The sequence below is a fragment of the Curtobacterium oceanosedimentum genome (genome assembly GCF_040545555.1).
GTDB lineage: Bacteria > Actinomycetota > Actinomycetes > Actinomycetales > Microbacteriaceae > Curtobacterium.
Genome location: NZ_JBEPMD010000001.1, coordinates 198161 through 224543 on the forward strand (window position 1 = coordinate 198161; position 26383 = coordinate 224543).

Here is a 26383-nt window from a genome sequence, read left to right on the forward strand (position 1 = left end):
CCACCGCATGAGCATGACCCCCGAGCAGGCCACCTGGTTCGCCGACGCCGCCGGCCGGATCGTGACCAACGTCGAGCAGGTGCTCCTCGGGAAGACGTTCGTCATCCGCCTCGCGGTGACGACCATGCTCAGCGAGGGACACCTCCTCCTGGAGGACGTCCCCGGAACCGGCAAGACGAGCCTCGCCCGGGCGATGGCGCAGAGCGTGCAGGGGTCGACGAACCGGATCCAGTTCACCCCGGACCTGCTGCCCGGCGACATCACCGGGATCAGCGTCTACGACCAGCGCACGCAGGAGTTCGACTTCCACCGCGGACCGGTCTTCGCCAACATCGTGCTCGCCGACGAGATCAACCGGGCCAGCCCGAAGACGCAGTCCGCACTGCTCGAGGCGATGGAGGAGTCGGCGATCACCGTCGACGGCGTGAACCACCGCCTGGCGGCACCGTTCATGGTGATCGCGACGCAGAACCCCGTCGAGCAGGCCGGCACCTACCGCCTGCCCGAGGCCCAGCTCGACCGCTTCCTCGTCCGGGCCTCGATCGGCTACCCGGACCACGCGGCCACCGTCCGGATCCTCGAGACCTCGTCCGCGCCGTCGGCCTCGGTGCCGCTGCCGAGCGTGGTCCCCGCCGCGACGGTCACCGAGATGGCCGCGCTCGCCCGCACCGTCCACGTCGACCCGACGATCGCCGACTACGTCGTGCGCCTCGTCGAGGCGACCCGTGCGGCCAGCGAGGTCCGACTCGGTGTCAGTGTCCGCGGCGCGATGGGGTTGGTGCGTGCCGCGCGCGTCTACGCCGCCGTGCAGGGTCGCCACTACGTCACCCCGGACGACGTCAAGGCCCTCGCCGTGCCGGTGCTGGCGCACCGACTCGTCCTGGACGCCGAGGCGGAGTTCGACGGGGTCAGCGCCACGAGCGTCGTGGCGCAGCTCCTGGTCGAGACCCCGCCGCCCGCCGACCGAGCGGCGTCGTGACCGACCACCGTCCCGGCAGCACCAGGACGCAACGCGGCAGCACGCGGTCCCGTCGCGGTTCCGCCGCGTCCGAGCGGACGACGACGGTCGCCGGGCTCACGAACGTCCGGACCCGGCTCGTCGGTGACCGCGAGGGCGTCGCCGCCGACGCGGTCGTCGGGATCGCCAAGGCCTGGGCGACGGCCTGGAGGACCGTGCGACGGATCTGGGGCGAGGTCGCCTCGGTGGTCACCGGCCTCGGATGGACGGTCGCCGCCGTCACGCTCGTCGCCTTCGTGGTGGGCTACCGCTTCGGGCTGCGTGAGGTCGTCGTGGTCGGCTTCGCCGGAGCGGTGCTCGCCGTCGTGGCCGCCGTCGCACTCATCGGGCGGACGCGGCTGGTCGTCCGCATGGGGCTTCCGCAGCACCGGGTGGCCGTCGGCGACGACGCCGGCGTGGTGGTGACCGCCGAGAACCCGGCGCGACTGCCGTCGGTGCCCACCACGGTCGAGCTGCCGGTCGGTGCCGGTCTGGTCGACGTCGCCGTGCCCTCCGTAGCGCCCGGGGGCGTGTTCGAGGAGCAGGTGCCCGTGCCGACGGTCCGGCGCGGCGTGCTCGACGTGGGGCCGGTCACGGGCGTGCGTGCGGACCCCGTCGGGCTCGTGCGCCGCGAGGTCGTCTGGACCGCACGGGAGCAGGTCATCGTGCACCCGCGCACGATCGCGATCCCGTCGACGAGCACCGGGCTCGTGCGTGACCTCGAGGGGCAGGCGACGACCGACCTCTCCCCGGCCGACATCGCCTTCCACGCCGTCCGCGAGTACGTCCCCGGTGACGACCCCCGCACGATCCACTGGAAGTCGACCGCGAAGTCGGGCGCGCTCATGGTCCGCCAGTTCGAGGACACCCGGCGGTCGCACCTCGTGGTGGCCCTGGCGACCCGACGAGCCGAGTTCGCCGACGACGACGAGTTCGAGCTCGCCGTGAGCGCGGCCGCCTCGCTCGGCGCGCGTGCTGTCCGGGACGGCCGCGACGTCTCCGTCGTGGTGTCCGAGCGCACCCCCGAGTACGCGAAGCGTCCGGTCTGGGCGGTGCACCGACTCGCCACCGTCACACCCACCAGGCTGCTCGACGAGTTCGCGACGGTGGGACTGTCCGACGCCTGCCTGCCCGTCGCCGAGGTCGCGCGGATCGTCGGCAACGACACCGCGGGGATCTCGGTCGCCTTCCTGGTCGTGGGCTCGACGGTCGGGCTGCCCGCCCTCCGACTCGCCGCGACGCGTTTCCCGGTCGGGGTCGAGGTGGTGGCCGTCACGTGCGAGCCCGAGGCGCAGCCGCGCGTGCTGCGCGTGGCGGGCCTCACCGTCCTGACCATCGGCTACCTCGAGGACCTCCGCCAGGCCCTGCACCGATCGGCGGCCGCCGCGTGAGTGCCGCGACGCCGCCCGTCAGACGGCCCGGGGGCCGCCGCGCGACCCGTCGGGCAGCACGTCGACGCGGGCCGTCGCGGATGATCGGCGGGACGCTCGTCGTCTGGCTCCTCGTCGCCATGGCGAGCACGGCGTGGTGGCCGGTCCACCGTGACGTCTCGATGGTCACCGCCGGTGTCACCGCGGTCGTCGCGGGGACCGCCGTCGCGTTGGCCGGCGCCCTCGGACGGCTGCCGGCGGCGGTCGTCGGCGTCCTGACCGTGGCCGTCTTCACCGTGACCGGGGTGCCGGTCGCGGTGCCCGCAGAGGCCGCGGGGCTGCTGCCGACCGGGCCGGGTCTCGTCGACCTCTTCGCCGGCGTCGCGCTCGACTGGAAGCGGCTGGTCACCGTCAGCCTGCCGGTCGGCTCCTACGAGTCCCTGCTCGTCCCGTACTTCGTGACGACCCTGGTCGCCACGGTGACGGCCGTGACCGTGGCGACCCGTGCCTCCCGGCCGGAGACCGCGAGCATCCCGGCACTCGTCCTGTTCGCGGCCGGTGTGGTCGTCGGCCCCGCTCGGCTCGACGTGTCGGTCGCGACCGGGGTGGCACTCGGCGGGATCGCCCTCGTCTGGGCGCTCGTCGTCCGCCACTCCCGCCGGGCCGTCGCCGTCGCGACGACCGTCGGCGACCGCGTCCCGGTGTGGCGTTCCGTGGCGCGTCCCGCGCTCGTCGGCACCGGGACCGTGCTGGCTGCCGCGGTCGTCGCGACCGGCCTCGGGCTGGTCGCGCCGCCGACGGTCGGCCGCACCGTCGCGCGGACCGAGGTGGTGAAGCCGTTCGACCCCCGCGACGAGGTCAGCCCGCTGAGCGCCTTCCGGGCGTACGAGGAGGCCGGTGCGGCCGACACGGCCCAGTTGCGCGTCTCCGGCCTCCCACAGGGCGGCTTCGTGCGGATCGCGACCCTCGACACCTACGACGGGGTGGTCTTCCGGGTCGGCGGTGCCGACGGGGCCTCGGCCTCCGGCACCTTCGAACGGGTCCCGACGACCGTCGACGTCGGTGGGGTGAACGGGAGCGACGTCCGGGTCGGGGTCGACGTCGACGCCTACCGCGGCGTCTGGTTGCCGACGGTCGGCGACCTGGAGTCGGTGACGTTCCGCGGCGACGGTGCCGAACGCGCGCGCCGGTCGTTCTACTACGACCGTGCGACGTCGACGGGTGCGGTCGTCGGCGGGGTCGGGACGGGGACCCGTTACGACCTCGACGCGGTGCTGCCCGACCAGCCGGACGACCAGCAGCTCGCCGCGGCGCGGCCCGGGACGGCGGAGGTCCCCTCGGCAACCGGGGTGCCGGACGCGGTGCGGGAGCGGGTCGAGTCGACCACCGCCGACGCCCGGACGGACGGTGCGAAGCTCGTCGCCGCCGTCCGGTGGCTCACCAGCACCGGCTACGTCAGTCACGGCGTGGGCGACGAGCGTGCCAGCCGCTCCGGTCACGGCGCCGATCGCATCCAGGAGCTCCTCACCGCGCCGGTCATGATCGGCGACCAGGAGCAGTACGCGGTGGCCGCCGCACTCATGGCGCGGCAGATCGGGTTCCCGTCCCGCGTCGTGATGGGCTTCACACCGGGCGGCGACGCCGGCGCATCGTCGGGGCCGACGTCGAGCGCCGGCGGGACGACGACCCTGCGCGGGTCCGACGTGACGGCGCGGGTCGAGGTGGACACGGCGCAGTGGGGGTGGGTCACGCTCAACCCGAACCCCGTCGTCCGGGAGATCCCGGACGAGCAGGACCAGACGCCGCAACCGGTCACGCGTCCGGAGACGGTCGTCCCGCCACCGCCCGTCGAACAGCAGGACCAGGACCAGCAGGCGCCGCCCCAGACCGACCGCGCGACACCGCCGGTGCCGCCGCTGTGGCTGCAGCTGCTGCTCGCCGCCCTGCCGTGGGTCCTCGCGACGCTGGGCTTCGTCGCCCTCGTGCTCCTGCCCTTCGCGGTCGTGCTGCTCTGCAAGCGGGTGCGGCGGAGACGCCGACGCAGGGCCCCGACCCCGCGCGCCCGGGTCACCGGGGCTTGGGACGAGTACCGGGACGCGCTGCTCGACCGGGGACACGCCGTGCCCGGTGGTGCGACCCGTCGCGAGGCGGTCGCCGGTGCTCCCGGTCGCGGCGGGACCGGACTGGCGGCGCTGGCGGACCGCAGCGTCTTCGGGCCGGACGACGTCGACCCGGGGACCGCAGACCGGATGTGGTCGGCGACGGAGGACGCGATCGCGAGTCTCGGCGAGGGACGGTCCCGGCGTGAGCGTCTCCGGGCGGCGGTGTCGTTGCGGTCCCTCCGCTCCGGTGTCCGCCGACCGAAGGGGCGTCCGGGATCGGAGCGGGCCGCTGCCGACACGACGGACGCGATGGTCGGGGACCGCGACGGCCAGGGGCGTCCCGGGGCCCGTGACTACGATGGTCCGCAGGCCGGCGAGCGTCGTGGACGGCCGAGTGAGGACAGAGGCGAACCGTGATCAGATGCGAACACTGCGGGTCGATGCTGCCCGACGGCGCGATCTTCTGCGGTGAGTGCGGGCGGTCGGTGAACGTCTCCGCGAACCGCCGGCCCGCCCCGGCGGCGCCCGCGGACGACACTCCGCCGCCGCCGCTCCGTCAGCCCGACCAGTACGGTCGGCGTCCCGACCCGGCAGCCGAGGCCTGGCTGCCCGAGGCGACGCTCGACCCGGCGACGCGCGCGTGGCTCACCGGCGACGACCGGCAGCGGCCGACCGGACCCGTGTCCGACCGCCCAGCGGCACCGCCCGCTCCCGCCGCACAGCCTGCTCCGGGTGCCGAGCCTGCTCCGGGTGCCCGGTCCGCTCACGGTGCTCCCTCGGCTCCCGGTGATCCGCTCGCTACCGCCACCCACGGGTCCTGGCCCGCGGGGTCCACGCCGACGGGGTCCGTGCCAGCCGACCTGCGTGTGGGTGCACCGGAGGCGGAACCGCCCCTCGACCCCGACGCCTACCCGTCGTCCCCGGACCGGAGTGCATCGGCTGACCAGGACCGCTCGGCCGAGCACGTCACGTCGGCTGACCACGCCACCTCGGGTGACGACGCCGCCGACGCCGAACGCACCCGTACCGCGCCGAGCGCCGCGACGCCTCCGGTGGCCCCCGAGCCGCCCGCGGCCCCGGTGTGGTCCCCGCCCGTCGCGCAGCAGCCGGCGGCGACGCCCCCGTCGCGACCGTCCTGGTGGGTCGGCCGTGGGCCTGCTGCCGCCGAGCCGCCGGTCGACGACCAGCACGATGCACCGTCGACCGACCAGCAGCCCCGCGCCGGTGACACCGCGGTGGTCGAGCCACTGATCGACCGTCGTCCCGCGCCGACCCCGCTGATCGCACCGGGCAACGGACCGGCGACCTGCCCGGTGTGCGGGCACACCCTCGAGCCCGACGACATCTTCTGCGCGGAGTGCGGTGCGGTCCGGCCGACCGTGACGGCGGCCTTCACGGGTCCGGTCGTTCCGCTGCCGATGACGCGACCCGACTGGGCCGCCGACGACGAGATCCGTCCGGGCGACGAGCCCTCGGGCGACGACGACGGCAACGAAGACGACGCCGACGGCGCCGTGCAGACCGACCCTGACGACGAACTCCCCGCCGCAGCCCCCGACGACGACCGAACCGACGACGGCCGCGTCGACGGCGACCGCAGCGTCGGCGAGCGAGCCGACGACGACGACCGAGCCGACGACGACCGGGTCGGCTCCACACCGTCCCACGCCGGCGCATCCGGTGTGGCGAGTGACCGAGGAGCGATCCCACCTGCTCCCGTCTCCCCGACCGTTCCGTCCTCGGCGCAGGCCACCACCACCCCCGACCTGCCGTCGGTCCCGACGGCCGCACCCCTGCCGCCGATCCCCGGCGCGACCGGCCCGGTCCTCCCACCGGTCGGCGGTGCCGAGGTGCCGTCGAGCGGTGACCCCGAACCCGACGAGGACGTCGAGGAGACGCGCATCGTCGTGAAGACCCAGTCGACCGCGCCCTTCGTGCTGCACTTCAGCACGGGGGAGCGCACCGCCGTGCACGGCACGGGCCTGCTCGGTCGCCTGCCGCGACCGCAACCGGCGGAGCGCTTCGACGACCTGCTCACGGTGCACGACCCCGGCAAGTCGGTGTCCAAGACGCACCTCGAGCTCGGGCGTGACGGTGACGACCTCTGGGTGTCCGACCGGAACTCGGGCAACGGGACGGTCATCCGCCACATCGACGGGAGCATCCGGCGCTGCGAGCCCGGGCGTCGCTACCGGGTGGAGCGCGGCGCGCGGGTCGACATCGGAGAGCAGTTCTTCCTCGTGCAGTAGCGAGCACCCGGCGCGTGTTCCTCCACAACCACGCGTTCGGCAAGAAGTGCCCACAAGCAGCCCCTCGCGTCCGAGTCCGGACGCGAGGGGCTGCTTGGCTCTCGGCATGTCTCCGCTCGTCGCCCGCTGGTGCCTGGTCGGGTCGGCCGTGGTGCTCGTGCTCGTCGGGGTCCTCGCCGACCTCCCCGGTCCGGCCAGGGCGGTCCTGCTCGCGGCAGCGGCGTCGTGCGCGGTGCTCGACGTGCTGACGGATCGGGCTCCCGGGAAGCAAGCGCCGCCCCAGGTCGTCGTCACCCTGCCGACGGGTCCGGTCGTCACGTCGGGGGTCCCGGGCGGCGCGACGGCAGGCGCGACTGGCGAGCTGCCCTCGGACGACGACCCTCCGCAGACCCCGCGCAGCCGGACGGATACCGGTACCGGCGGCATCCTGGTGCTCGGCCGACGGCCCGACGGACGACCGGAGCGCGTCGAGGTCGGGCCGTCCGCTCCCTGCCACGTCGTCGTCCTCGGTGCCGGGGCGTACGCGCGTGCGGTGTTCGACGCGCTCGGTGCGCAGCTCACCGGGCTCAGTGCCGGGCCAGCTGGTGCGGATCACGACGCAGGCTCGGACGTCCGGGTCGTCGGTGACGACGGCCCGGCGCCCGGTGCGCCTCCCGGCGTCCGTCCGACGCCGACCGGCACGGCCGTCGCAGCGCGCGTCGACGAGCGGGGACGGGTGTGGGCGACGGTGGTGCTCGTACCCGGGGTCCGCATGCTCCCACGGCGGCGGGACCACGTGCTCGAGGTCACACGCCACGGCTGCCGTGTCTGGCGGGACGGCGACCAAGCCCCTGTGCCCGTCGAGCCGGTCCTGCCGCTGCTGGCCGGGGACCCCGTCGCCGCGCTCATCCCGGGATGACGGCGGAGGACGACGACGCCCTGCCCGTCGCAGGACGACGGCGCCGCACCCGTCGGCGGCGGGCTCGCCTCAGCGCAGCCCGGACCCCGCGCGGACGGCACCCACCGGCACGCCACCCCCGAGCACCTGCTCGCCCGTAGCGGTCAGCACGTCCTCGACCCCGGCGGCGTCCACGAGCCCGTTCCGCTCCAGCAGCGTGAGGGCCGCGAGCGTCCCGGCGCGCTGCGAGCCGTCGAGCGTCTTCACGGCGACCGCCGCACCTCCGGGCAGACCCATCACCATGACGCCCTCGGCCCCGAACTTCGCGAGCACCCGCAGCCGTTCGATCGTCACGGTGTTCGCACGCCCCACGCCGTCGATGGCCCAGGGGTGGTCGAGCACCGCGTCGACGAGCGCTGCGGAGTCCGCGTCCGACCGTGCGACGACGCCGGCGAACCCGCGAGCGAGTCCGCGCAGCGTCAACGGGAAGACGGGCGCCCCGCAGCCGTCCGTGCCGACGACGTCGACGGTCTCGCCCGTGTACTCCTCGACCGTCTCGCGGACGCGCTGCTGCAGGGGGTGCGTCACGTCGAGGTAGGTCGCCTCGTCCCAACCGTTCACCCGGCACGCGGCGAGCATCCCGGCGTGCTTGCCCGAGCAGTTCATCGCGAGGCGACGCGGCCCGTCCATCGTGCGTGCGGTGGCGCGGTCGAAGGGCAGGTCGGGCGGGCAGCCGAGGTCGGACTCGACGTGGTCGAAGGACTCGAGCATGTGCAGCGCCAGGGCCTGGTGCGGCGCGGTGCCGGCGTGGCTGGCCGTCGTGAGGACGAGTTCCTCGTCGCTGAACACCGCGCCGGCACGACGGATCGCCAGGGCCTGGAACGGTTTCATGGTCGAGCGCGGGTAGATGCTGGCGCCCACGTCGCCGACGGCGTCGAGCACGGTCCCGTCGGCCGCCACGACCACGCCGGCGCCGACGTGGCGGCTCTCGTCGAAGCCGTTCCGGTCGAGCACCGCGAGCTCGACGGAGCCCTCGGCGGTGAGAGGATGGCGGTCTGTGCGGACGTCGTGGCTCACCGTCATGTCGTCATCGTAGCGAGCGGGCGGGCCGCACCCCGTCCACGGCGCACGACGCACCGAGCACCCAGCACGAAGGAGCGCACCGTGACCGACCACACCTACGAGGTCTCCGTCCGCTGGACCGGCGACCGGGGGACCGGCACCAGCGGCTACCGGGACTACGGCCGCGACCACGACGTCACCGCGCCGGGCAAGCACGCCATCGCGGGGTCGGCCGACCCGGCCTTCCGCGGTGACCGCGACCGGTGGAACCCCGAGGAGATGCTCCTCGGCGCCCTCGCGCAGTGCCACATGATGAGCTACCTGTACGTCGCGGTGCAGCGCGGCTTCACCGTGGTCGACTACGAGGACACGGCGACGGCGTCGCTCGACGTGCACCGCGACGGTACCGGCGAGGTCACGGAGGTCACCCTCCACCCCGTCGTCACGGTGCTCGAGGCCGACCGTGTCGCGGATGCCGAGGCCGCCCACGCCGAGGCGAACCGGCTGTGCTTCATCGCTCGTTCGGTGGCGTTCCCCGTCCACCACACGCCGGTCACCAAGGTGCGTGCGGCAGGATAGGTCCCCGTGAAGCGTCTCCGTCTGCTCCCGATCGCCATCGTCCCCGCCGTCGTGCTGGGACTCGCCGCCTGCTCCGGGAACGGCTCGGGTGACGCCTCGGCCTCGCCGAGCGCGTCGTCCAGCGCCACGGCGACGCCCATCTCGTCGTGCCCGGAGTCGGGTCCGGCGTCGAAGAGCATCGAGGTCACCGGCGCGGTCGCCGGGTCGGAGGCGCCGAAGGTCACCTTCGACAAGGGCCTCAGCGCGAAAGCACCGCAGGCCACCACGGTGGTGAAGGGCTCGGGCAAGGCGCTGAAGGACGGCGAGTTCGCCCAGGTGTCCTACGCCGTGTACAAGGCGTCGGACGCGTCGAAGCTCGGCGCGGTCGGGTTCGACCAGGGCAACCCGCAGGTGCTCTCCGTCGGCGGGACCGGCTTCGGCGCCCTGCTCGCCTGCACGAAGGTCGGGGACCGGGTCGCGGTGGTCGGCGAGTCGTCGGCACTCGGCTTCAACACCGGCGGCGAGATCGTCGTCGTGGCGGACGTCGTCGCGCAGACCCCGACGAAGGCGACCGGCGCGCCGCAGACGCAGGACCCGTCGCTGCCCTCGGTCGAGGACAAGGCGAGCGGCGAGCCGGAGATCACGATCCCGTCCGGTGCGACGGCCCCGTCGAAGACCGAGGTCGAGGTCCTCAAGCAGGGCGACGGCGCGACGATCGAGAACGGTGACACCGCGCTCGTGCAGTACAAGGGCGTGACCCTGGCGGACGGCAAGGAGTTCGACTCCTCGTGGTCGAAGGGCGCGCCGACCACCTTCACCGTCTCCGAGGGCTCGCTCATCAAGGGCTTCGTGACCGGACTCGTCGGACAGAAGGTCGGGTCCCAGGTCCTCATCGTGACCACACCCGAGGACGCCTACGGCTCGAACCCGCCGGAGGGCTCGGGCATCCCGAAGGACGCCTCCCTCGTCTTCGTCGTCGACGTCCTCGCCAAGGGCTGACCCGTGCCGACGACCGCGGGAGCAGGGACCGACGGTGCCACCGTGCCGACCCGGCGTCGCATCGTCGTCCTCGGCAGCACGGGCTCGATCGGCACGCAGGCCCTCGACGTCGTCGCGCGGAACCCCGACCGCTTCGAGGTCGTCGGGCTGACCGCCGGCACGAACCGTGACCTCGTCGCGGAGCAGGCGGCCCGGTTCGGGGTCCGCGACACCGCCTTCGGCGCGACGGACGCCGAGCGGTTGGTGCGGAACGTCGACGCTGACGTCGTGCTCAACGGCATCACCGGCTCCGTCGGCCTCGGCCCGACGCTCGCCGCGCTGGAGACCGGTGCGACGCTCGCCCTGGCGAACAAGGAGAGCCTGATCGTCGGCGGTCCGCTCGTGCAGGCCGCCGCGCGTCCCGGGCAGATCGTGCCCGTCGACAGCGAGCACTCCGCGATCGCGCAGGCGCTGCGCTCCGGCTCGGACACCGAGGTCCGCCGCCTGGTGCTCACGGCCAGCGGGGGTCCGTTCCGCGGACGCTCGCGGGAGCGCCTGCGTGACGTCACCCCGGCGCAGGCGCTGGCCCACCCCACGTGGGACATGGGCCTGGTGGTGACGACGAACTCCGCCACGTTGGTGAACAAGGGGCTCGAGGTCATCGAGGCGCACCTGTTGTTCGACGTGCCCTACGACCGCATCGACGTCACCGTGCACGCCCAGTCGATCGTGCACTCGATGGTCGAGTTCGTCGACGGCTCGACGATCGCCCAGGCGTCGCCGCCGGACATGCGGCTGCCGATCGCGCTGGGCCTCGCCTGGCCGGACCGCGTGCCGGGCGTCGGTGTCCCGCTCGACTGGACGACGGCGAGCACCTGGACGTTCGAACCGCTCGACACCGAGGCGTTCGGCGCGGTCGACCTGGCCAAGCACGTCGGCGTGCTCGGCGGGACCTTCCCGGCGGTGTTCAACGCCGCGAACGAGCAGGCCGTCGCCGCGTTCCACGCGGGTGCCATCGGCTTCCTCGACATCGTCGACACCGTCCGCCGCGTCGTGGACGACCACACCGCGGGGGAGTCGTCGCTCGACGGGGTCCTCGCCGCGGAGCGCTGGGCGCGCACCACGGCGGACCGCCTGCTGGCCCGCTGACCGGGCCGGACACCGCGAGCCCGCCACGCGGTCGCGCGACGGGTGCGCCCGCGGTGATGCGTGCCTCCAGACCGGCCGGGAGGCACGGCAGACCTCTCAGGGCGCGCTCGGCTCCGTCATGGGCAGGGTCCCGTACCCTTCTCCGGTGACCGTCGAATCCGTGCTCCTCTTCGTCCTCGGCGTGGTCGTCTTCATCGTCGGCCTGCTGGTCTCGATCGGACTCCACGAGTTGGGCCACCTGACCTTCGCGAAGCTCTTCGGGGTGAAGGTCACGCAGTACTCCCTCGGGTTCGGCAAGGCGATCTGGTCGTTCCGACGGGGGGAGACCGAGTACGGCATCCGCCCGATCCTGCTCGGCGGGTACATCTCGATGGTCGGCATGCTCAAGCCGCGTGCGTCGGGGAAGCCGAACGCGATCACGAACACCGGCATGTACGGCGCGTTCGTGCAGGACGCCCGCCAGGCGTCCGCGGAGCAGATCGCCGACTCGGGCGGCGACGACTCCCGGGCTTTCTACCGGCTGACGCCGTGGAAGCGGATCATCGTGATGGTGGCCGGTCCCGCGATGAACCTGGTGATCGGCATCGTGCTGTTCGGCGTGCTGCTGTGCGGGTTCGGCGCGCCGACGACGACCTTCACGTCGAGCGTCGACTGCGTGCTGCCGACGAGCAGCGCGACGACCTGCACCGCCGGGGACGCCGAGTCGCCCGCGAAGCAGGCGGGCATCCGCGACGGCGACGTCGTGCTCGCGGTGGACGGGCGGCAGGACCCGACCATCGCCGAGGTGTCCCGCGTGTTCCAGCGCTCCGCGGGCGAGGCCGTGACGGTCGTGGTCGAGCGCGACGGTGCGCGCCGGACGCTCGAGGTGACGCCGCAGCTCGCGACCCGCGACGTCGTCACCGAACAGGGCACGGTCGCGAAGAACGCGGACGGCTCCACGAAGACCCAGCGCGTCGGCGTCGTGGGCGTCAGCATCGGGCAGTCGCTGGTCCGCCAGTCGCCCGCCGCCGTGCTCCCCGCGACCGGGGCGCAGATCGCCGCGTCCGCGCACCTGATCATCGACCTGCCGCAGCGTCTGGTCGCCGTGTGGAACGCGGCCTTCGGCGAGCAGGAGCGGTCGCAGGACAGCCCGGTGTCGGTCGTCGGCGTCGGTCGCGCGATCGGTGAGGTGTCGTCGATGAGCGGCGTTCCGGTGGTCGACAAGGCGTACACGATCCTCGGGCTGCTCGCCTCGCTCAACATCGGCCTGTTCGTGCTGAACATGGTGCCGCTCCTGCCGCTCGACGGCGGGCACATCGCCGGTGCGCTGTGGGAGGCCGTGAAGCGCCGCGCGTACGTGCTCGTCGGCAAGCCGGACCCCGGCGCGATCGACCTGGCGAAGTCGATGCCGCTGACGATGGTCGTCGTGGTGCTGCTCGCGGGCATGAGCGCCCTGCTCGTCTACGCCGACATCGTGCGACCCGTGAACCTGTTCGGGTAGCGCGACCGGTACCGCGCACCGGCCCGCGCGCCCACTACGCTCAGCGCATGAGCACCGCGCCAGAGGTCCGCGCCGTCGAGCGCCAGGGCATCGACGTCATCGCCGAGTCCGACCGCAAGGGGCGCCCGCGCGGGCTCTTCTGGCCGTGGTTCGCCGCGAACGTGTCGGTGCTCGGGCTGAGCTACGGCTCGTTCGTCCTCGGCTTCGGCATCTCCCTGGCCCAGGCCACGATCGTGTCCGTCGTCGGGGTGGCCTTCTCGTTCCTGCTGTGCGGCATCGTCGCGATCGCGGGCAAGCGGGGGTCGGCACCCACGATGGTGCTGAGCCGTGCGGCCTTCGGGGTGCGGGGGAACCGGCTGCCGTCGTTCCTCAGCTGGGTGCTGACGGTCGGGTGGGAGACCGCGCTCGCGTCGCTCGCCGTGCTCGCCACCTCGACCGTGTTCCGCGAGCTCGGCTGGGACGACGGTGTCGTGACGAAGCTCGTGGCCCTCGTGGTCGTGGCGGCCCTCGTCGTCGGTGCCGGCATCGCGGGCTTCGACGTGATCATGCGCCTGCAGACCGTCATCACCGTCGTCACCGCCGTGCTCACCGTCGTCTACGTCGTCCTCGCGGTGCCGTCGATCGACCTCGGCACGCTCGGTGCCCTGCCGGCGGGCAGCGCGCAGAACGTCATCGGTGCCCTGGTGCTCGTGATGACGGGCTTCGGCCTCGGCTGGGTCAACGCGGCGGCGGACTACTCGCGGTACCTCCCGCGGACGTCCTCGACGGGTGGCGTGGTCTGGTGGACGACCTTCGGCGGCGCCCTCGCGCCCGCGGTCCTCGTCGTCGTCGGCGTCCTGCTCGCCGGCTCGTCGAAGGACCTGAACGCCGCGATCGGCGCCGACCCGATCGGTGCCCTGACGACGATCCTGCCCGTCTGGTTCCTCGTGCCGTTCGCCCTCGTGGCGATCCTCGGACTCGTCGGCGGTGCCGTGCTCGACATCTACTCGTCGGGTCTGGCGCTGCTCAGCGCCGGCGTACGGATCCCGCGGCCGGTCGCGGCGGGCGTCGACGGCGTGTTCATGGTCGCCGGCGCCGTGTACGTCGTCTTCTTCGCCAAGGACTTCATCTCGCCCTTCCAGGCGTTCCTCGTCACGCTCGGCGTCCCGATCGCCGCGTGGGCCGGGGTGTTCGTCGCCGACGTGGTGCTGCGGCGCCGCGCGTACGCCGACGCCGAGCTCGACGACGTGCGCGGTCGCTACGGCGACGTGCGCTGGGCCGCGATCGGACTCGTCGTGCTCGGGACGGTGCTCGGCTGGGGGCTCGTCACGAACACGTACGGTGTGCCCGCGTGGTTGAACTGGCAGGGGTACCTGCTCGGCCCGTTCGGCCTCGGCGGCCGGGAGGGTGCCTGGGCGTACGCGAACCTCGGGGTCCTCGTCGCGCTGGTCGTCGGCTTCGCCGGCACGCTGCTCACGGCGCGCCGGACCGTCCGCCGCCAGGAGCACGGCGCGTGAGCGTCGAGGTCCCCGCCGGCGCCTGGCTCGTCGCGATCGACCTGCAGCAGGTCTTCACCGGGGACAGCCCGTGGGCGACGCCCCGCTACGCCGATGCCGCCGCCGGGACGGGACGGCTGCTGCCGCAGTTCGCCGGACGCACGGTGTTCACGCGGTTCGTCGCGCCGGAGCACCCGCAGGGTGCCTGGGTGCCGTACTACCGCGAGTGGCCGTTCGCGCTCGTCCCCGACGCCGACCCCCTCTACGACCTCACGGCGCCCTTCGCGGCCGTGGCGGCGGAGCGACGGAGCCCCGTCATCACGGAGCCGACCTTCGGGAAGTGGGGGACGAGCCTCCGGGCCGTCGTCGGGGACCACCCGCACCTCGTCCTCACCGGGGTCTCCACGGACTGCTGCGTCGTGTCCACCGCGCTGGCCGCGGCGGACGCCGGAGCGACGGTCACGGTGGTCGCCGACGCGTGCGCCGGCGCGAGCGACGACGACCACGAACGTGCCCTCGCGCTCATGCGGCTGTACGGGCCGCTCATCACGGTCGTCGACCGCGGGTCCGACCTGGTCGTCGACCACGTGTGAGCCCACGGGGAGCGCGTAGAGTCGCATCCGTGCCAGCAGTGAACCTCGGTCTGCCGAAAGTCCCCGAAACCCTGAGCCCGCGTCGGAAGTCGCGGCAGATCCGGGTGGGGAAGGTCCTCGTGGGCGGCGACGCCCCGGTCTCCGTGCAGTCGATGACGACGACCCCCACGACGAACATCAACGCGACGCTGCAGCAGATCGCCGAGCTCACGGCGTCGGGCTGCGACATCGTCCGCGTCGCGGTCCCGAGCCAGGACGACGCCGACGCACTGCCGATCATCGCGAAGAAGTCGCAGATCCCGGTCATCGCCGACATCCACTTCCAGCCGAAGTACGTGTTCCAGGCCATCGACGCCGGGTGCGCCGCTGTCCGCGTGAACCCGGGCAACATCCGGAAGTTCGACGACCAGGTCGGCGCGATCGCCCGGGCCGCGAAGGACGCCGGCGTCTCGCTCCGCATCGGCGTCAACGCCGGGTCGCTCGAGCCCAGCCTGCTGCAGAAGTACGGCAAGGCCACGCCCGAGGCGCTGGTCGAGTCGGCGGTGTGGGAGGCGTCGCTGTTCGAGGAGCACGACTTCCACGACTTCAAGATCTCGGTCAAGCACAACGACCCGATCGTCATGGTGAAGGCCTACCGCCAGCTCGCCGCGGCGGGGGACTGGCCGCTGCACCTCGGTGTCACCGAGGCCGGGCCGGAGTTCCAGGGCACCATCAAGAGCGCCACCGCGTTCGGCATCCTGCTCGCCGAGGGCATCGGCGACACCATCCGCGTCTCGCTCTCCGCGCCGCCCGCGCAGGAGGTGAAGGTGGGTCTGCAGATCCTGCAGTCGCTCAACCTCCGCGAACGCAAGCTCGAGATCGTCTCCTGCCCGAGCTGCGGCCGTGCCCAGGTCGACGTGTACCAGCTGGCGAACGACGTGACGAAGGGCCTCGAGGGCATGACCGTGCCCCTGCGCGTCGCCGTCATGGGCTGCGTCGTGAACGGCCCGGGCGAGGCGCGTGAGGCGGACCTCGGCGTCGCCTCCGGCAACGGCAAGGGCCAGATCTTCGTGAAGGGGCAGGTCGTCAAGACCGTGCCGGAGCGCGAGATCGTGCAGACCCTGATCGCGGAGGCGAACCGCATCGCCGACGAGATGGGTCCGGACGCCGCCACCGGCACCCCGCAGGTGGTCACCACCACCTGAGCCGTCGTCGTCGCCGCCGGACGCGCGCCGCTAGGCTTGCGTCCGTGGTCACACGGCTCTCCCATCTCTTCCTCCGCACGCTCCGCGACGACCCCTCCGACGCCGAGGTCCCGAGCCACAAGCTGCTCGTGCGCGCAGGGTACGTCCGTCGCCAGTCCCCGGGCATCTTCGCGTGGCTGCCGCTCGGGCTGCGGGTGCGCCGCAAGATCGAGGACATCATCCGCGAGGAGATGGTGGCCGCCGGTGCGCAGGAGGTCCTGCTGCCCGCGCTCCTGCCCCGTGATCCCTACGAGGCGACGAACCGCTGGACCGAGTACGGCGACGGCATGTTCCGCCTGCAGGACCGCAAGGGCGCCGACTACCTGCTCGCCCCGACCCACGAGGAGATGTTCGCGCTCCTCGTCAAGGACCTGTACGGCTCGTACAAGGACCTCCCCGTCACGCTGTTCCAGATCCAGGACAAGTACCGCGATGAGGCCCGTCCGCGCGCGGGTCTGCTGCGCGGCCGCGAGTTCACGATGAAGGACGCCTACTCGTTCGACCTCACCGACGAGGGGCTCGAACGCAGCTACCAGGTGATGCGCGACGCCTACGAGAAGGTCTTCGCCCGCCTGGGCCTCGAGTACGTGATCGTGACGGCGGACGCCGGAGCGATGGGCGGCTCGAAGTCCGAGGAGTTCCTGCACCCGATCGGCGTCGGCGAGGACACCTTCGTCCGCAGCGCCGGCGGCTACGCGGCCAACGTCGAGGCGTACGTCACGCCCGTCCCCGACGCCCTGCCGATCGACGGCCAGCCGGAGCCCGTGCTGCTGCCCGCGGCGGACACCCCCACCATCGACACGCTGGTGACACACGCGAACGAGGTCGCCCCGCGTGACGGCGCCCCGTGGACCGCGGCGGACACGCTGAAGAACGTCGTCCTGGCACTGACGCACCTCGACGGCACCCGCGAGGTCGTCGTCGTCGGGCTGCCCGGCGACCGCGACGTCGACCTGAAGCGCGCCGAGGTCGCCTTCGCGCCGGCCGAGGTCGAAGCCGCCGGCGACGACGACTTCCGGAAGCACCCGGGCGTCTTCGTGAAGGGCTACATCGGCCCGCAGGTGCTCGGCGCCGACAGCCCGTCGGGCATCCGCTACCTCGTCGACCCGCGCGTGGTCGACGGCACGAGCTGGATCACCGGCGCGAACGAGCGCGGGATCCACGTCTCCGGGCTCGTCATGGGCCGCGACTTCACCGCCGACGGCGTCGCCGAGGTGTCGGACGTCCGTGCGGGTGACCCCGCCCCGGACGGCTCCGGCCCGCTCGAGACCGCGCGCGGCATGGAGATCGGCCACGTCTTCCAGCTCGGTCGGAAGTACGCGGAGGCGCTCGGCCTCAAGGTGCAGGACGAGAACGGCAAGCTCGCCACGGTCACGATGGGCTCGTACGGCATCGGCGTGACGCGCATCATGGCGATCCTCGCCGAGGCGCACAACGACGAGAAGGGCCTGGCCTGGCCGAAGGAGGTCGCGCCGTTCGACGTGCACGTCGTCGCCACCGGCAAGGACCAGGTCGCGTACGACCTGGCGACCTCGATCGTCGACACCCTCGAGGGCGAGCGCTACGACGTCGTGTACGACGACCGTCCGAAGGTCTCGCCGGGCGTGAAGCTCCGCGACGCCGAGCTGCTCGGTGTCCCCGTCGTCGTCGTCGCCGGGCGGAACGCCGCCGACGGTGTCGTCGAGCTCTGGGACCGCCGTTCGGGCGAGCGCACGGACGTCCCGGTCGCCGACCTGATCGAGGCGGTCCGCGCGATCTGATCGCGACCCTTCACGGACGGGCGCGCCCCGCTCGGCGGCGACGCGGAGCGTTGCGCGGGGCGCGCCGACCGAGCCTGCGAGGGAGGCGTGGCGGGCCCGCCACGTGCCTCCCGTCCGTCGCTCGTCCTGGGGTAGTCTGGTCGCCGACTTCCGCGCAGATCCACCCGCGGGAGCGACTCAGCTGAATACGGAGGCACCTCGGTGAAGATCGACCTCGCAGTCCTGCGACTCATGGAGCGCGAGCGGGAGATCCCGTTCGACGAACTCGTCCGCATCATCGAATCCGCCATCCTGACGGCGTACCAGAAGCACCGCGCGGAGAACGACGAGCCCGTCGACGCGCAGTCCCGCGTCGAGCTCGACCGCAAGTCCGGCGAGGTCTCCGTCTACGTGCCGGAGCGCGACGAGGACGGCACCGTCGTCGGCGAGGCCGTCGACCAGCCGAGCGACTTCGGTCGCATCGCCGCCTTCGCCGCGAAGCAGGTCATCAACCAGCGCCTGCGCGACATCGGCGACGACAAGATCCTCGGCCAGTTCCGCGGCAAGGAGGGCGACATCGTCGCGGGCGTGATCCAGCAGGGTCCGAACCCGAAGATGGTGCACGTCGACCTCGGCACCGTCGAGGCGATCCTGCCGCCCGAGGAGCAGGTGCCGGGCGAGGAGTACAAGCACGGCAACCGCATCCGCGTGTACGTCACGAGCGTCGGCCGCGGCGCGAAGGGCCCGCAGATCACCGTGTCGCGCACGCACCCGGGCCTGGTCCGGAAGCTCTTCGCGCTCGAGGTCCCCGAGATCGCCTCGGGCGTGGTCGAGATCACCTCGATCGCGCGCGAGTCCGGGCACCGCACGAAGCTCGCGGTGAAGGCGAACGAGCCGGGCGTCAACGCGAAGGGCGCCTGCATCGGCGAGCTCGGCGCGCGCGTCCGTGCCGTCACGACCGAGCTCGGTGCCGAGAAGATCGACATCGTCGACTACTCCTCCGACCTGGCCTCGTTCGTCGCGAGCGCGCTGTCGCCGGCGAAGGTCACGAGCGCGTTCGTGCTCGACGCCTCGACGAAGGCCGTCCGTGCCCTGGTGCCGGACTACCAGCTGTCGCTCGCGATCGGCAAGGAGGGGCAGAACGCCCGCCTCGCCGCCAAGCTGACCGGCGCGCGCATCGACATCCAGCCCGATTCGATCCTGGACGGCGACGAGTAGGAGTCGGATCGTGTCGGGCGGCCCTTGTCGCCCGGCACCGTTTCGCTGGTGGCGTGGCTCGTCCGGGCGCGCCGGATCGCGGTGGTCGGAGGCAAGGAGTATGGTGGTTCCCGTCAGAACATGCATCGGCAGTCGTCGTCGTGCTCCCCGGTCCTCCCTCCTCCGTGTCGTCGCCCTGAGCGACGGTCGCGTCGTGGCGGACCCGAAGGCAGTCATGCCGGGGCGGGGAGCCTGGCTCACCCCGACCGTCGAAGCACATGATCAGGCCGTCAAGCGCAGGGCCTACCGCCGCGCGCTCCGGCTCGACCGTGAACCGGACACGTCAGCGGTACGTGACTACCTCGAGGCGCTCAGCGCCGAAGAGCAGGCGCGTCACCGGGACACGACAGAACAGGCTGAACGGCTTATGGACAACTGATGAGCGGCTCGAAGTGAGACCCGTCATCCAGTGAGTCCTGCCCCCTTCGCGGGGTGGGACCCGTGAAGGAGAACAGTGGCAAAACCACGCGTACACGAGATCGCATCCGAACTCGGTGTCGACAGCAAGACCGCAATGGAGAAGCTCAAGGAACTCGGCGAGTTCGTCAAGGGCCCGAGCTCCAGTGTGGAACCCCCCGTCGCGCGCAAGCTCCGTGCTGCGCTGCAGGCGGACGGCGCCTCGACGGCGTCGAAGCCCGCGGCCTCGGCGACCCCGAGTGCTCCCGCGAAGGCCGCCGCCCCGCGGTCCGGCGCCCCGAAGCCCGGCGGTCCCCGCCCGGGTCCGGCGCGTCCGGCTCCCGCGCCGAAGGCCGAGCCCGAGGTCCAGGCGCCCGTCGACGAGACCCCGACGCCCGCAGCGCCGAAGTCCGTCGCACAGCGCCAGGCCGAGGCCGAGGCTGCGCAGAAGGCCGCCGCTGCCGAGAAGGCCGCCGCCGCCGAGAAGGCAGCGTCGGGCGAGCAGACCGATGACGGCGCGAGCGCTCCGAAGAGCGACTCCGTCAAGCCCGGTGGCGCGCCGAAGCCCGGCTCCGCGGCCGGCCCGAAGCCGGGTGGCCCCAAGCCGGGTGCCCGTCCGGGCAACAACCCCTACGCGTCGAGCCAGGGCATGGGCTCGCGCCCGCCGCGTCCCGGCAACAACCCGTACTCGTCCAACCAGGGCATGGGTCAGCGTCCCGCCGGCGGTGCCGGTGGCGGCAACGGCATTCCGCGCCCGGCCCCGCCGCGTCCCGGCGTGCCGCGCCCGGGTGCTCCGCGTCCCGGTGGCCCCGGTCAGGCGAACCGTGCCCCCGGCTTCGGGCAGCGCCCGGGCCAGGGTGGCGGTCGTGGCGGCCCCGGTGGTCGTCCGGGCGGTGCCGGTGGTGCCGGTGGCGGCTTCCCCCGTCCGGCCTTCAGCGGCCCGCGTCCCGCCGGTGGCGGTGGCCGCGGTCGTGGCCCCGGTGGTGGTACCGCAGGTGCGTTCGGTCGTGGTGGCGGCAAGAGCCGTGCCCGCAAGTCGAAGCGGACGAAGCGCGCCGAGTACGAGATGCGGCAGGCGCCGTCGCTCGGCGGTGTGCAGGTCCCTCGTGGCGACGGCAACACGGTCGTGCGGCTCCGTCGCGGTGCGAGCATCTCGGACTTCGCGGACAAGATCGACGCCATGCCCGGCAACCTGGTGACCGTGCTGTTCCACCTCGGTGAGATGGCCACGGCGACCGAGTCGCTGGACGAGGCGACGTTCGAGGTCCTCGGCGAGGAACTCGGCTACAAGATCCAGATCGTCTCGCCGGAGGACGAGGACCGCGAGCTCCTCGAGGGCTTCGACATCGACATCGACGCCGAGTACGCCGACGAGGACGACTCCGTCCTGCAGCAGCGTCCCCCGGTCGTCACCGTCATGGGTCACGTCGACCACGGTAAGACCCGACTCCTCGACGCCATCCGCAACTCGAAGGTGGTCGAGGGCGAGGCCGGCGGCATCACGCAGCACATCGGTGCGTACCAGATCGTCACCGAGCACGAGGGCATCGAGCGTCCGATCACGTTCATCGACACCCCGGGTCACGAGGCCTTCACCGCCATGCGTGCCCGTGGTGCGCAGGTGACGGACATCGCGATCCTCGTGGTCGCGGCGGACGACGGCATCATGCCCCAGACGATCGAGGCGCTGAACCACGCCCAGTCGGCCGGTGTGCCGATCGTGGTCGCGGTGAACAAGATCGACAAGGAGGGCGCGAACCCGGCGAAGGTCCGGCAGCAGCTCACCGAGTACAACCTGGTGGCCGAGGAGTACGGCGGCGACGTCATGTTCGTCGACGTGTCGGCGCGCAACAACGTCGGCATCCAGGACCTGCTCGACGCGGTGCTGCTCACGGCGGACGCCGGTCTCGACCTGCGTGCGAACCCCGACAAGGACGCCCGTGGTGTCGCGATCGAGGCCCGACTCGACAAGGGTCGCGGTTCGGTCGCCACGGTGCTCATCCAGTCCGGAACGCTGCACGTCGGTGACGCCATCGTCGCGGGGACGGCCTACGGCCGCGTCCGTGCGATGACCGACGAGAACGGTGTGGCGGTCAAGGCCGCGACGCCGAGCCGCCCGGTCCAGGTGCAGGGTCTGTCGTCGGTGCCGCGCGCCGGTGACACCTTCCTGGTCACGGAAGAGGACCGCACTGCCCGCCAGATCGCCGAGAAGCGTGAGGCAGCCGAGCGCAACGCCCAGCTGGCCAAGGCCCGCAAGCGCATCTCGCTCGAGGACTTCACCCGTGCTCTCGAGGAGGGCAAGGTCGACTCGCTCAACCTCATCATCAAGGGTGACGTCTCCGGTGCCGTCGAGGCACTCGAGCAGTCGCTCCTGGACATCGAGGTCGACGACAGCGTCCAGCTCCGCATCCTGCACCGCGGTGTGGGTGCGATCACGGAGTCGGACATCGACCTGGCCACGATCGACAACGCGATCGTCGTCGGCTTCAACGTCCGCCCGGACGTCAAGGCCCGCGAGCGTGCTGCGCGCGAGGGCATCGACGTGCGCTTCTACTCGGTCATCTACAACGCACTCGAGGACATCGAGCAGTCCCTCAAGGGCATGCTCAAGCCCGAGTACGAAGAGGTCCAGTCGGGTGTCGCCGAGATCCGCGAGGTGTTCCGCTCCTCGAAGTTCGGCAACATCGCCGGTGTCATCGTCCGCTCCGGCACGATCACGCGCAACGCCAAGGCGCGCGTCATCCGTGACGGTGTGGTGCTCGCCGACGGCCTGGCCATCGAGTCGCTGCGTCGCTTCAAGGACGACGTCACCGAGGTCCGCACGGACTTCGAGGCCGGTATCGGTCTGGGTAAGTACAACGACATCCAGATCGGTGACGAGATCGAGACCACCGAGCTCGTCGAGAAGCCGCGCGACTGACGCCTGGCTATCCTGGACCCCGCTCCTCCTCCGGGAGGGGCGGGGTCCGTCCCGTTCCACCAGAAGATTCCTGCCCCAGGAGGCACCCATGGCCGATCCGCAGCGCGCACGCAAGATGGCGGACCGCATCAAGGAAGTCGTCGCTCGGCGGCTCGACAAGGGGCTGCGTGACCCGCGCCTCGGCTTCGTCACCATCACCGACGTCAGGGTGACCGGCGACCTGCAGCACGCGTCGGTGTTCTACACGGTGTACGGCACCGACGAGGAGCGCGCCGACTCCGCTGCGGCGCTCAAGGCAGCGACCGGCATGCTCCGCAGCGAGGTCGGCAAGAACATCACGGCGCGGCTCACCCCGTCGCTGGAGTTCATCGCGGACGCGCTGCCCGAGACGTCGGCGCACATGGAGGACCTGCTCGTCCAGGCGCAGCAGCGCGACGCGCAGGTGCGGGCCGCGTCGGCCGGAGCGCAGTACGCGGGCGACGCCGACCCGTACAAGCACGACGACGACGAGGACGAAGAGCGCGACGAGCGCGCCTGATCCACTGCAGCAGCACGACGGCCGTCGGACGAGGAGTCCGGCGGCCGTCGTCGTGCGTCGGGCGGCCCGGCGGAGTCGCACTCGGCGTCGGTCAGGCGTCGGGCAGGCGGTACCCGGTCGCGTCGTCGCCGACCACGAGCCCGTCGCGCAACAGGGATGCGAGCGCCCGGGCACGCTGCTCGGCGTCCGGCCAGACCAGGTCGACCTCGTCACGGCTGACGGGCACGTCGCTCGCCCGCAGCTCGGCCATCACGAGGCCGCGCACCTGGCGGTCACTGCCGGCGAAGCGTGCCTGCCTCGGCGCCCGCGGCCCGTCGTGCTCCGGGTAGCCGGCCGCCCGCCAGGCACAGCGGTCCGCGATCGGGCACGCGTCGCACGCGGGGGAGCGGGCGATGCAGACGAGCGCGCCGAGCTCCATCACCGCGGCGTTCGTCGCGGCGGCGTCGTCGCGGTCCTCGGGGAGCACCGACTCCATGAGCGGCAGGTCCCGCTTCGCCTTCGCGGGACCGGGCTCGCCCTCGCCGAGGACCGCCCGGGCGAGCACACGCCGGACGTTGACGTCGACGACGGGGTGCCGGTCGCCGTACGCGAAGACCGCGACGGCCCTGGCGGTGTAGTCACCGATGCCGGGCAGGGCGAGGAGCGCGTCGACGTCGCGCGGGACGACGTTGTCGTGCTGCTCGGCGATCGCGGTCGCCGCCGCGTGCAGCGCGAGCGCGCGTCTCGGGTAGCCGAGCCGGTCCCAGGCACGGACCGCGTCGCCGGGCGGTGACGCCGCGAGGTCCGCAGGGGTCGGCCACCGGGTGAGCCACGCCTCCAGGCGGGGGACCACCCGCGCGACCTGCGTCTGCTGGAGCATGATCTCGCTGACCAGGGTGCCCCAGGCGGGGAAGCCCGGGCGGCGCCACGGCAGGTCGCGCGCCTGGGCGCGGAACCAGGCCACGAGCGGGGCGGCGATGTCGGGACGGCTCGGGTCCGTCGGGTTCTCCACAGACGGCCGGGAGGCTCCGCTCGCGTTCACCACGACAGCCTACGGTGGGTGCATGGCACGCTGGGCACCGCAGGAGACCGACACGATGGCCGCGATCGCGAGCGAGGTGATCGCACAGGTCGGGACGAACCGGACGGTCGTCGGCATCGACGGTCAGGACGGCACCGACCTCGAGCGGGTTGCTGCTGCGCTGGTCGCGGCGTTCCAGCAGCACGGTGTGTCCGCGATGGCCGCGGCGGCCCCCTCCACCGACCTCGACGTCCTCCGCGCCGACGTCGTCACCCCGTTCCGCACGACCGGAGCGGGCGAGGGCGTGCTCGTCGTGCACGGGCAGGGCCTGCTCGCGTCGGGCACCAGGAACCTCTGGCGCTGGTCGCTGTGGGTGGAGCAGGAGGACGGCCGACTCGAGCGTCGCGCGGACGTCAAGATCGCCGCCTCGGCCGTGCTCGACGTGACGGACCCGGACCACCCCCGACGCGAGTGGAACGACGCCTGCTGACCGAGGCTGTGCGAGGTCGGGCAGCCGCACGTCGCTGGTAGCCTCGTCCGGTGCTCGCTACCCCGCCTGACGGCATCCTCCTCGTCGACAAGCCGCAGGGCATCTCCAGTCACCGGGTGGTGTCGATCGCACGTCGGCGGCTCGGTCTCAAGAAGATCGGCCACGCGGGCACCCTCGACCCGATGGCGACCGGCCTGCTGCTGCTCGGTGCCGGGCCGTCCACGCGGCTCCTGACACACCTGGTCGGCCTCGGCAAGACCTACACGGCGACGATCCGGCTGGGCGTCGGGACGGACTCGGACGACGCGGACGGCACGCCGACGTCAGCCGTGGGGGTCGCCGGCGCGGACGTCTCCGACGACGCGATCGAGCACGCGGTCGCCGCCCAGCGCGGGGTGATCGACCAGGTGCCCTCGACGGTGAGTGCGATCAAGGTCGACGGGCGACGGGCCTACGACCTCGCCCGGAAGGGGGAGGAGGTCGTCCTGCGCTCCCGCACGGTCACGGTGTCCCGCTTCCTCGTGACCGGGCGCGACGACCACACCGTCACCGTCGACGGCGTGGACGTCCCCGTGGTGGACGTCGACGTCGTGGTCGACTGCTCCTCGGGGACGTACGTCCGGGCCCTGGCGCGGGACGTCGGCGCCGCCCTCGGGACGGGCGCCCACCTCACCGCCCTCCGACGCACCGCCGTCGGACCGTTCGACGTGGCGGACGCGGTGGACCTCGAGGACGACTCCGTCGACGTCGCAGCAGCCCTGGCACGTCCGGCGGACGTCGCACGGCGACTGTTCGACGTCGTCACGCTCGACGCGGCTGCGGCGAAGGACCTGACGGACGGCAAGCGGGTCGCGCTGGAGCACCCCGACCACGACGGCCCGGTCGCCGCGGTGGCGCAGGAGGACGACCGACTGGTCGGCCTCGTGTCGGTGCGACGCGGTCGCCTGCGGGTCATCACGAACTTCCCGGCGCCGACGACCGTCGGCACCACGACGGACGGAGCGCACGCGTGATCGAGTGGTTCATGTGGGTGCAGCTCGCGCTGGCCGTCGTCGCCGGGCTGTTCGCCGTGGTGGTCGGGTTCCTCGGCTGGAAGCCGAACGACTACACGGTCGGTTCGCTCGCGGTGATCGAGCTCCTGCTCCTGGCGCAGGGCGTGATCTCGCTCGTGCTCCCCGCGGTCGGCAGTCCGCCGCAGGGCAACGCGCTCGAGTTCGGGGTGTACGCCGTGTCGGTGCTGCTCGTGCCGCCGGCTGCGATCCTGTGGGCGCTGATCGACCGCACGAAGTGGAGCACGGTCGTCCTCGGAGCGGGGGCCTTCACCGTCGCGGTGATGGTCTACCGCATGTACCAGATCTGGTTCGCGCTGAACTGACCTCGGGCGCGCTGCGTGCTCGGCTGCTGCGCGCTGCCGGTGCCGGTGCCGGTGCCGGTGCCGGCTGCCGGGCGTCCGCGCACGTCACCCGTCGTCGGTAGACTCGTCGCCGTGGCGAACAGATCCTCCCTCGCGACCGGCGTCGGCCGCGTCCTCATCGCCGTGTACGGCATCCTCGCCCTCGCGGCCACCGGGCGCAGCGTCGTCCAGATCATCGAGAAGTTCTCGTTCGCGCCGTTCGCCTACACGCTCAGTGCCGTCGCGGCCGTGGTCTACATCGTCGCGATGATCGCGCTCATCGCCCCCGGCCGCGCCTGGTACCGCGTCGCGTGCGTGACCATCGGCTTCGAGATGGCCGGTGTGCTGATCGTCGGCACCCTGTCGCTGCTCGACCGGCAGCTGTTCCCCGACGACACCGTGTGGTCGTACTACGGCCTCGGCTACGTCTTCGCGCCGCTCGTGCTCCCGATCGCCGGACTCTGGTGGCTGCGGAAGCACCACCGGACCGCCGTCGCCGAGCCCGCCACGGCGTCCGCGACGGTCGGCGAGTAGGGC

Annotated in this window: 23 protein-coding genes and 1 pseudogene; 22 read left to right on the top strand and 2 right to left on the bottom strand. The window is 72.7% G+C overall.

Annotated features, from left to right (window positions below; translation table 11 throughout):
* Positions 1-7 precede the first annotated feature (7 nt).
* The 6 genes and pseudogenes from ABIC52_RS00930 to ABIC52_RS00955 all read left to right on the top strand — a co-directional run bounded on the left by ABIC52_RS00930 (position 8) and on the right by ABIC52_RS00955 (position 7616).
* A complete protein-coding gene (locus ABIC52_RS00930; protein WP_354026396.1) occupies positions 8-979 on the top strand; it encodes an AAA family ATPase in 972 nt (323 codons plus the stop codon).
* Complete coding sequence (locus ABIC52_RS00935; RefSeq protein ID WP_354026397.1) at positions 976-2388, top strand: DUF58 domain-containing protein; 1413 nt, start codon at positions 976-978, stop codon at positions 2386-2388. The genes ABIC52_RS00930 and ABIC52_RS00935 overlap by 4 nt, the downstream gene beginning before the upstream one ends.
* An 80-nt stretch (positions 2389-2468) precedes the next feature.
* Entirely contained in the window at positions 2469-4886 is a 2418-nt protein-coding gene (locus ABIC52_RS00940) for a transglutaminaseTgpA domain-containing protein (protein WP_354026398.1), read from the top strand.
* A pseudogene (locus ABIC52_RS00945) lies at positions 4883-4951 on the top strand (zinc-ribbon domain-containing protein); the annotation flags it as partial. The gene ABIC52_RS00940 and the pseudogene ABIC52_RS00945, both read left to right, overlap by 4 nt.
* A gap of 366 nt (positions 4952-5317) precedes the next feature.
* A complete protein-coding gene (locus tag ABIC52_RS00950) occupies positions 5318-6718 on the top strand; it encodes an FHA domain-containing protein (protein WP_354026471.1) in 1401 nt (466 codons plus the stop codon).
* Positions 6719-6824: 106 nt separating this feature from the next.
* Positions 6825-7616, top strand: coding sequence for a hypothetical protein (locus tag ABIC52_RS00955; protein WP_354026399.1), 792 nt, complete (start codon positions 6825-6827; stop codon positions 7614-7616).
* Positions 7617-7685: 69 nt separating this feature from the next.
* Here the strand turns inward: ABIC52_RS00955 and ABIC52_RS00960 are convergent, their stop codons facing one another.
* A complete protein-coding gene (locus tag ABIC52_RS00960; RefSeq protein ID WP_354026400.1) occupies positions 7686-8678 on the bottom strand; it encodes an asparaginase in 993 nt (330 codons plus the stop codon).
* Between the two features lie 81 nt (positions 8679-8759).
* Here ABIC52_RS00960 and ABIC52_RS00965 point away from each other — a divergent pair, with 81 nt between their 5' ends.
* From ABIC52_RS00965 to rbfA, 12 genes are all read left to right on the top strand, one after another.
* Positions 8760-9236 carry an OsmC family protein gene (locus tag ABIC52_RS00965; RefSeq protein ID WP_238638215.1) on the top strand — a complete coding sequence of 159 codons (477 nt, stop codon included), beginning with the start codon at positions 8760-8762 and terminating at the stop codon, positions 9234-9236.
* Positions 9237-9242: 6 nt separating this feature from the next.
* Complete coding sequence (locus ABIC52_RS00970) at positions 9243-10214, top strand: FKBP-type peptidyl-prolyl cis-trans isomerase (protein WP_126892089.1); 972 nt, start codon at positions 9243-9245, stop codon at positions 10212-10214.
* Positions 10215-10256: 42 nt separating this feature from the next.
* Complete coding sequence (gene dxr / locus ABIC52_RS00975; protein ID WP_209677276.1) at positions 10257-11342, top strand: 1-deoxy-D-xylulose-5-phosphate reductoisomerase; 1086 nt, start codon at positions 10257-10259, stop codon at positions 11340-11342.
* A gap of 145 nt (positions 11343-11487) precedes the next feature.
* Positions 11488-12822, top strand: coding sequence for a M50 family metallopeptidase (locus ABIC52_RS00980; RefSeq protein WP_238638216.1), 1335 nt, complete (start codon positions 11488-11490; stop codon positions 12820-12822).
* A gap of 47 nt (positions 12823-12869) precedes the next feature.
* Positions 12870-14318: a purine-cytosine permease family protein gene (locus ABIC52_RS00985; protein WP_126892091.1), complete on the top strand. Its 1449-nt coding sequence runs from the start codon at positions 12870-12872 to the stop codon at positions 14316-14318.
* Positions 14315-14890, top strand: coding sequence for a cysteine hydrolase family protein (locus ABIC52_RS00990; RefSeq protein WP_126892092.1), 576 nt, complete (start codon positions 14315-14317; stop codon positions 14888-14890). Before ABIC52_RS00985 ends, ABIC52_RS00990 begins: the two co-directional genes overlap by 4 nt.
* Positions 14891-14940: 50 nt before the next feature.
* Complete coding sequence (ispG, locus tag ABIC52_RS00995) at positions 14941-16074, top strand: flavodoxin-dependent (E)-4-hydroxy-3-methylbut-2-enyl-diphosphate synthase (RefSeq protein ID WP_126892096.1); 1134 nt, start codon at positions 14941-14943, stop codon at positions 16072-16074.
* 44 nt (positions 16075-16118) lie between these two features.
* On the top strand, positions 16119-17873 hold the full coding sequence (locus ABIC52_RS01000) for a proline--tRNA ligase (protein WP_354026401.1): 1755 nt from the start codon (positions 16119-16121) through the stop codon (positions 17871-17873).
* A gap of 201 nt (positions 17874-18074) precedes the next feature.
* On the top strand, positions 18075-19070 hold the full coding sequence (gene nusA, locus ABIC52_RS01005; RefSeq protein WP_209677272.1) for a transcription termination factor NusA: 996 nt from the start codon (positions 18075-18077) through the stop codon (positions 19068-19070).
* A gap of 100 nt (positions 19071-19170) precedes the next feature.
* A complete protein-coding gene (locus tag ABIC52_RS01010; RefSeq protein ID WP_082687788.1) occupies positions 19171-19488 on the top strand; it encodes a YlxR family protein in 318 nt (105 codons plus the stop codon).
* 75 nt (positions 19489-19563) lie between these two features.
* Positions 19564-22425 (top strand): translation initiation factor IF-2, encoded by a 2862-nt coding sequence (gene infB / locus ABIC52_RS01015; RefSeq protein WP_209677270.1) that lies wholly within the window; start codon positions 19564-19566, stop codon positions 22423-22425.
* 88 nt (positions 22426-22513) lie between these two features.
* On the top strand, positions 22514-22963 hold the full coding sequence (gene rbfA / locus ABIC52_RS01020) for a 30S ribosome-binding factor RbfA (protein WP_126892037.1): 450 nt from the start codon (positions 22514-22516) through the stop codon (positions 22961-22963).
* 91 nt (positions 22964-23054) lie between these two features.
* Here rbfA and ABIC52_RS01025 read toward each other — a convergent pair whose 3' ends face one another.
* Positions 23055-23921, bottom strand: a complete 867-nt coding sequence (locus tag ABIC52_RS01025; protein ID WP_435526054.1) for an HhH-GPD family protein — start codon at positions 23919-23921, stop codon at positions 23055-23057.
* 85 nt (positions 23922-24006) lie between these two features.
* Here ABIC52_RS01025 and ABIC52_RS01030 point away from each other — a divergent pair, with 85 nt between their 5' ends.
* The 4 genes from ABIC52_RS01030 to ABIC52_RS01045 all read left to right on the top strand — a co-directional run bounded on the left by ABIC52_RS01030 (position 24007) and on the right by ABIC52_RS01045 (position 26380).
* Positions 24007-24453 (top strand): hypothetical protein, encoded by a 447-nt coding sequence (locus ABIC52_RS01030; RefSeq protein WP_126892038.1) that lies wholly within the window; start codon positions 24007-24009, stop codon positions 24451-24453.
* Between the two features lie 50 nt (positions 24454-24503).
* Positions 24504-25466, top strand: coding sequence for a tRNA pseudouridine(55) synthase TruB (gene truB, locus ABIC52_RS01035; RefSeq protein ID WP_126892039.1), 963 nt, complete (start codon positions 24504-24506; stop codon positions 25464-25466).
* The gene (locus tag ABIC52_RS01040; RefSeq protein WP_126892040.1) at positions 25463-25828 is read left to right on the top strand and encodes a hypothetical protein; all 366 of its coding nucleotides are present in this window, start codon (positions 25463-25465) and stop codon (positions 25826-25828) included. Before truB ends, ABIC52_RS01040 begins: the two co-directional genes overlap by 4 nt.
* Before the next feature lie 111 nt (positions 25829-25939).
* Positions 25940-26380, top strand: coding sequence for a hypothetical protein (locus ABIC52_RS01045; RefSeq protein WP_126892041.1), 441 nt, complete (start codon positions 25940-25942; stop codon positions 26378-26380).
* Positions 26381-26383: the final 3 nt, after the last annotated feature.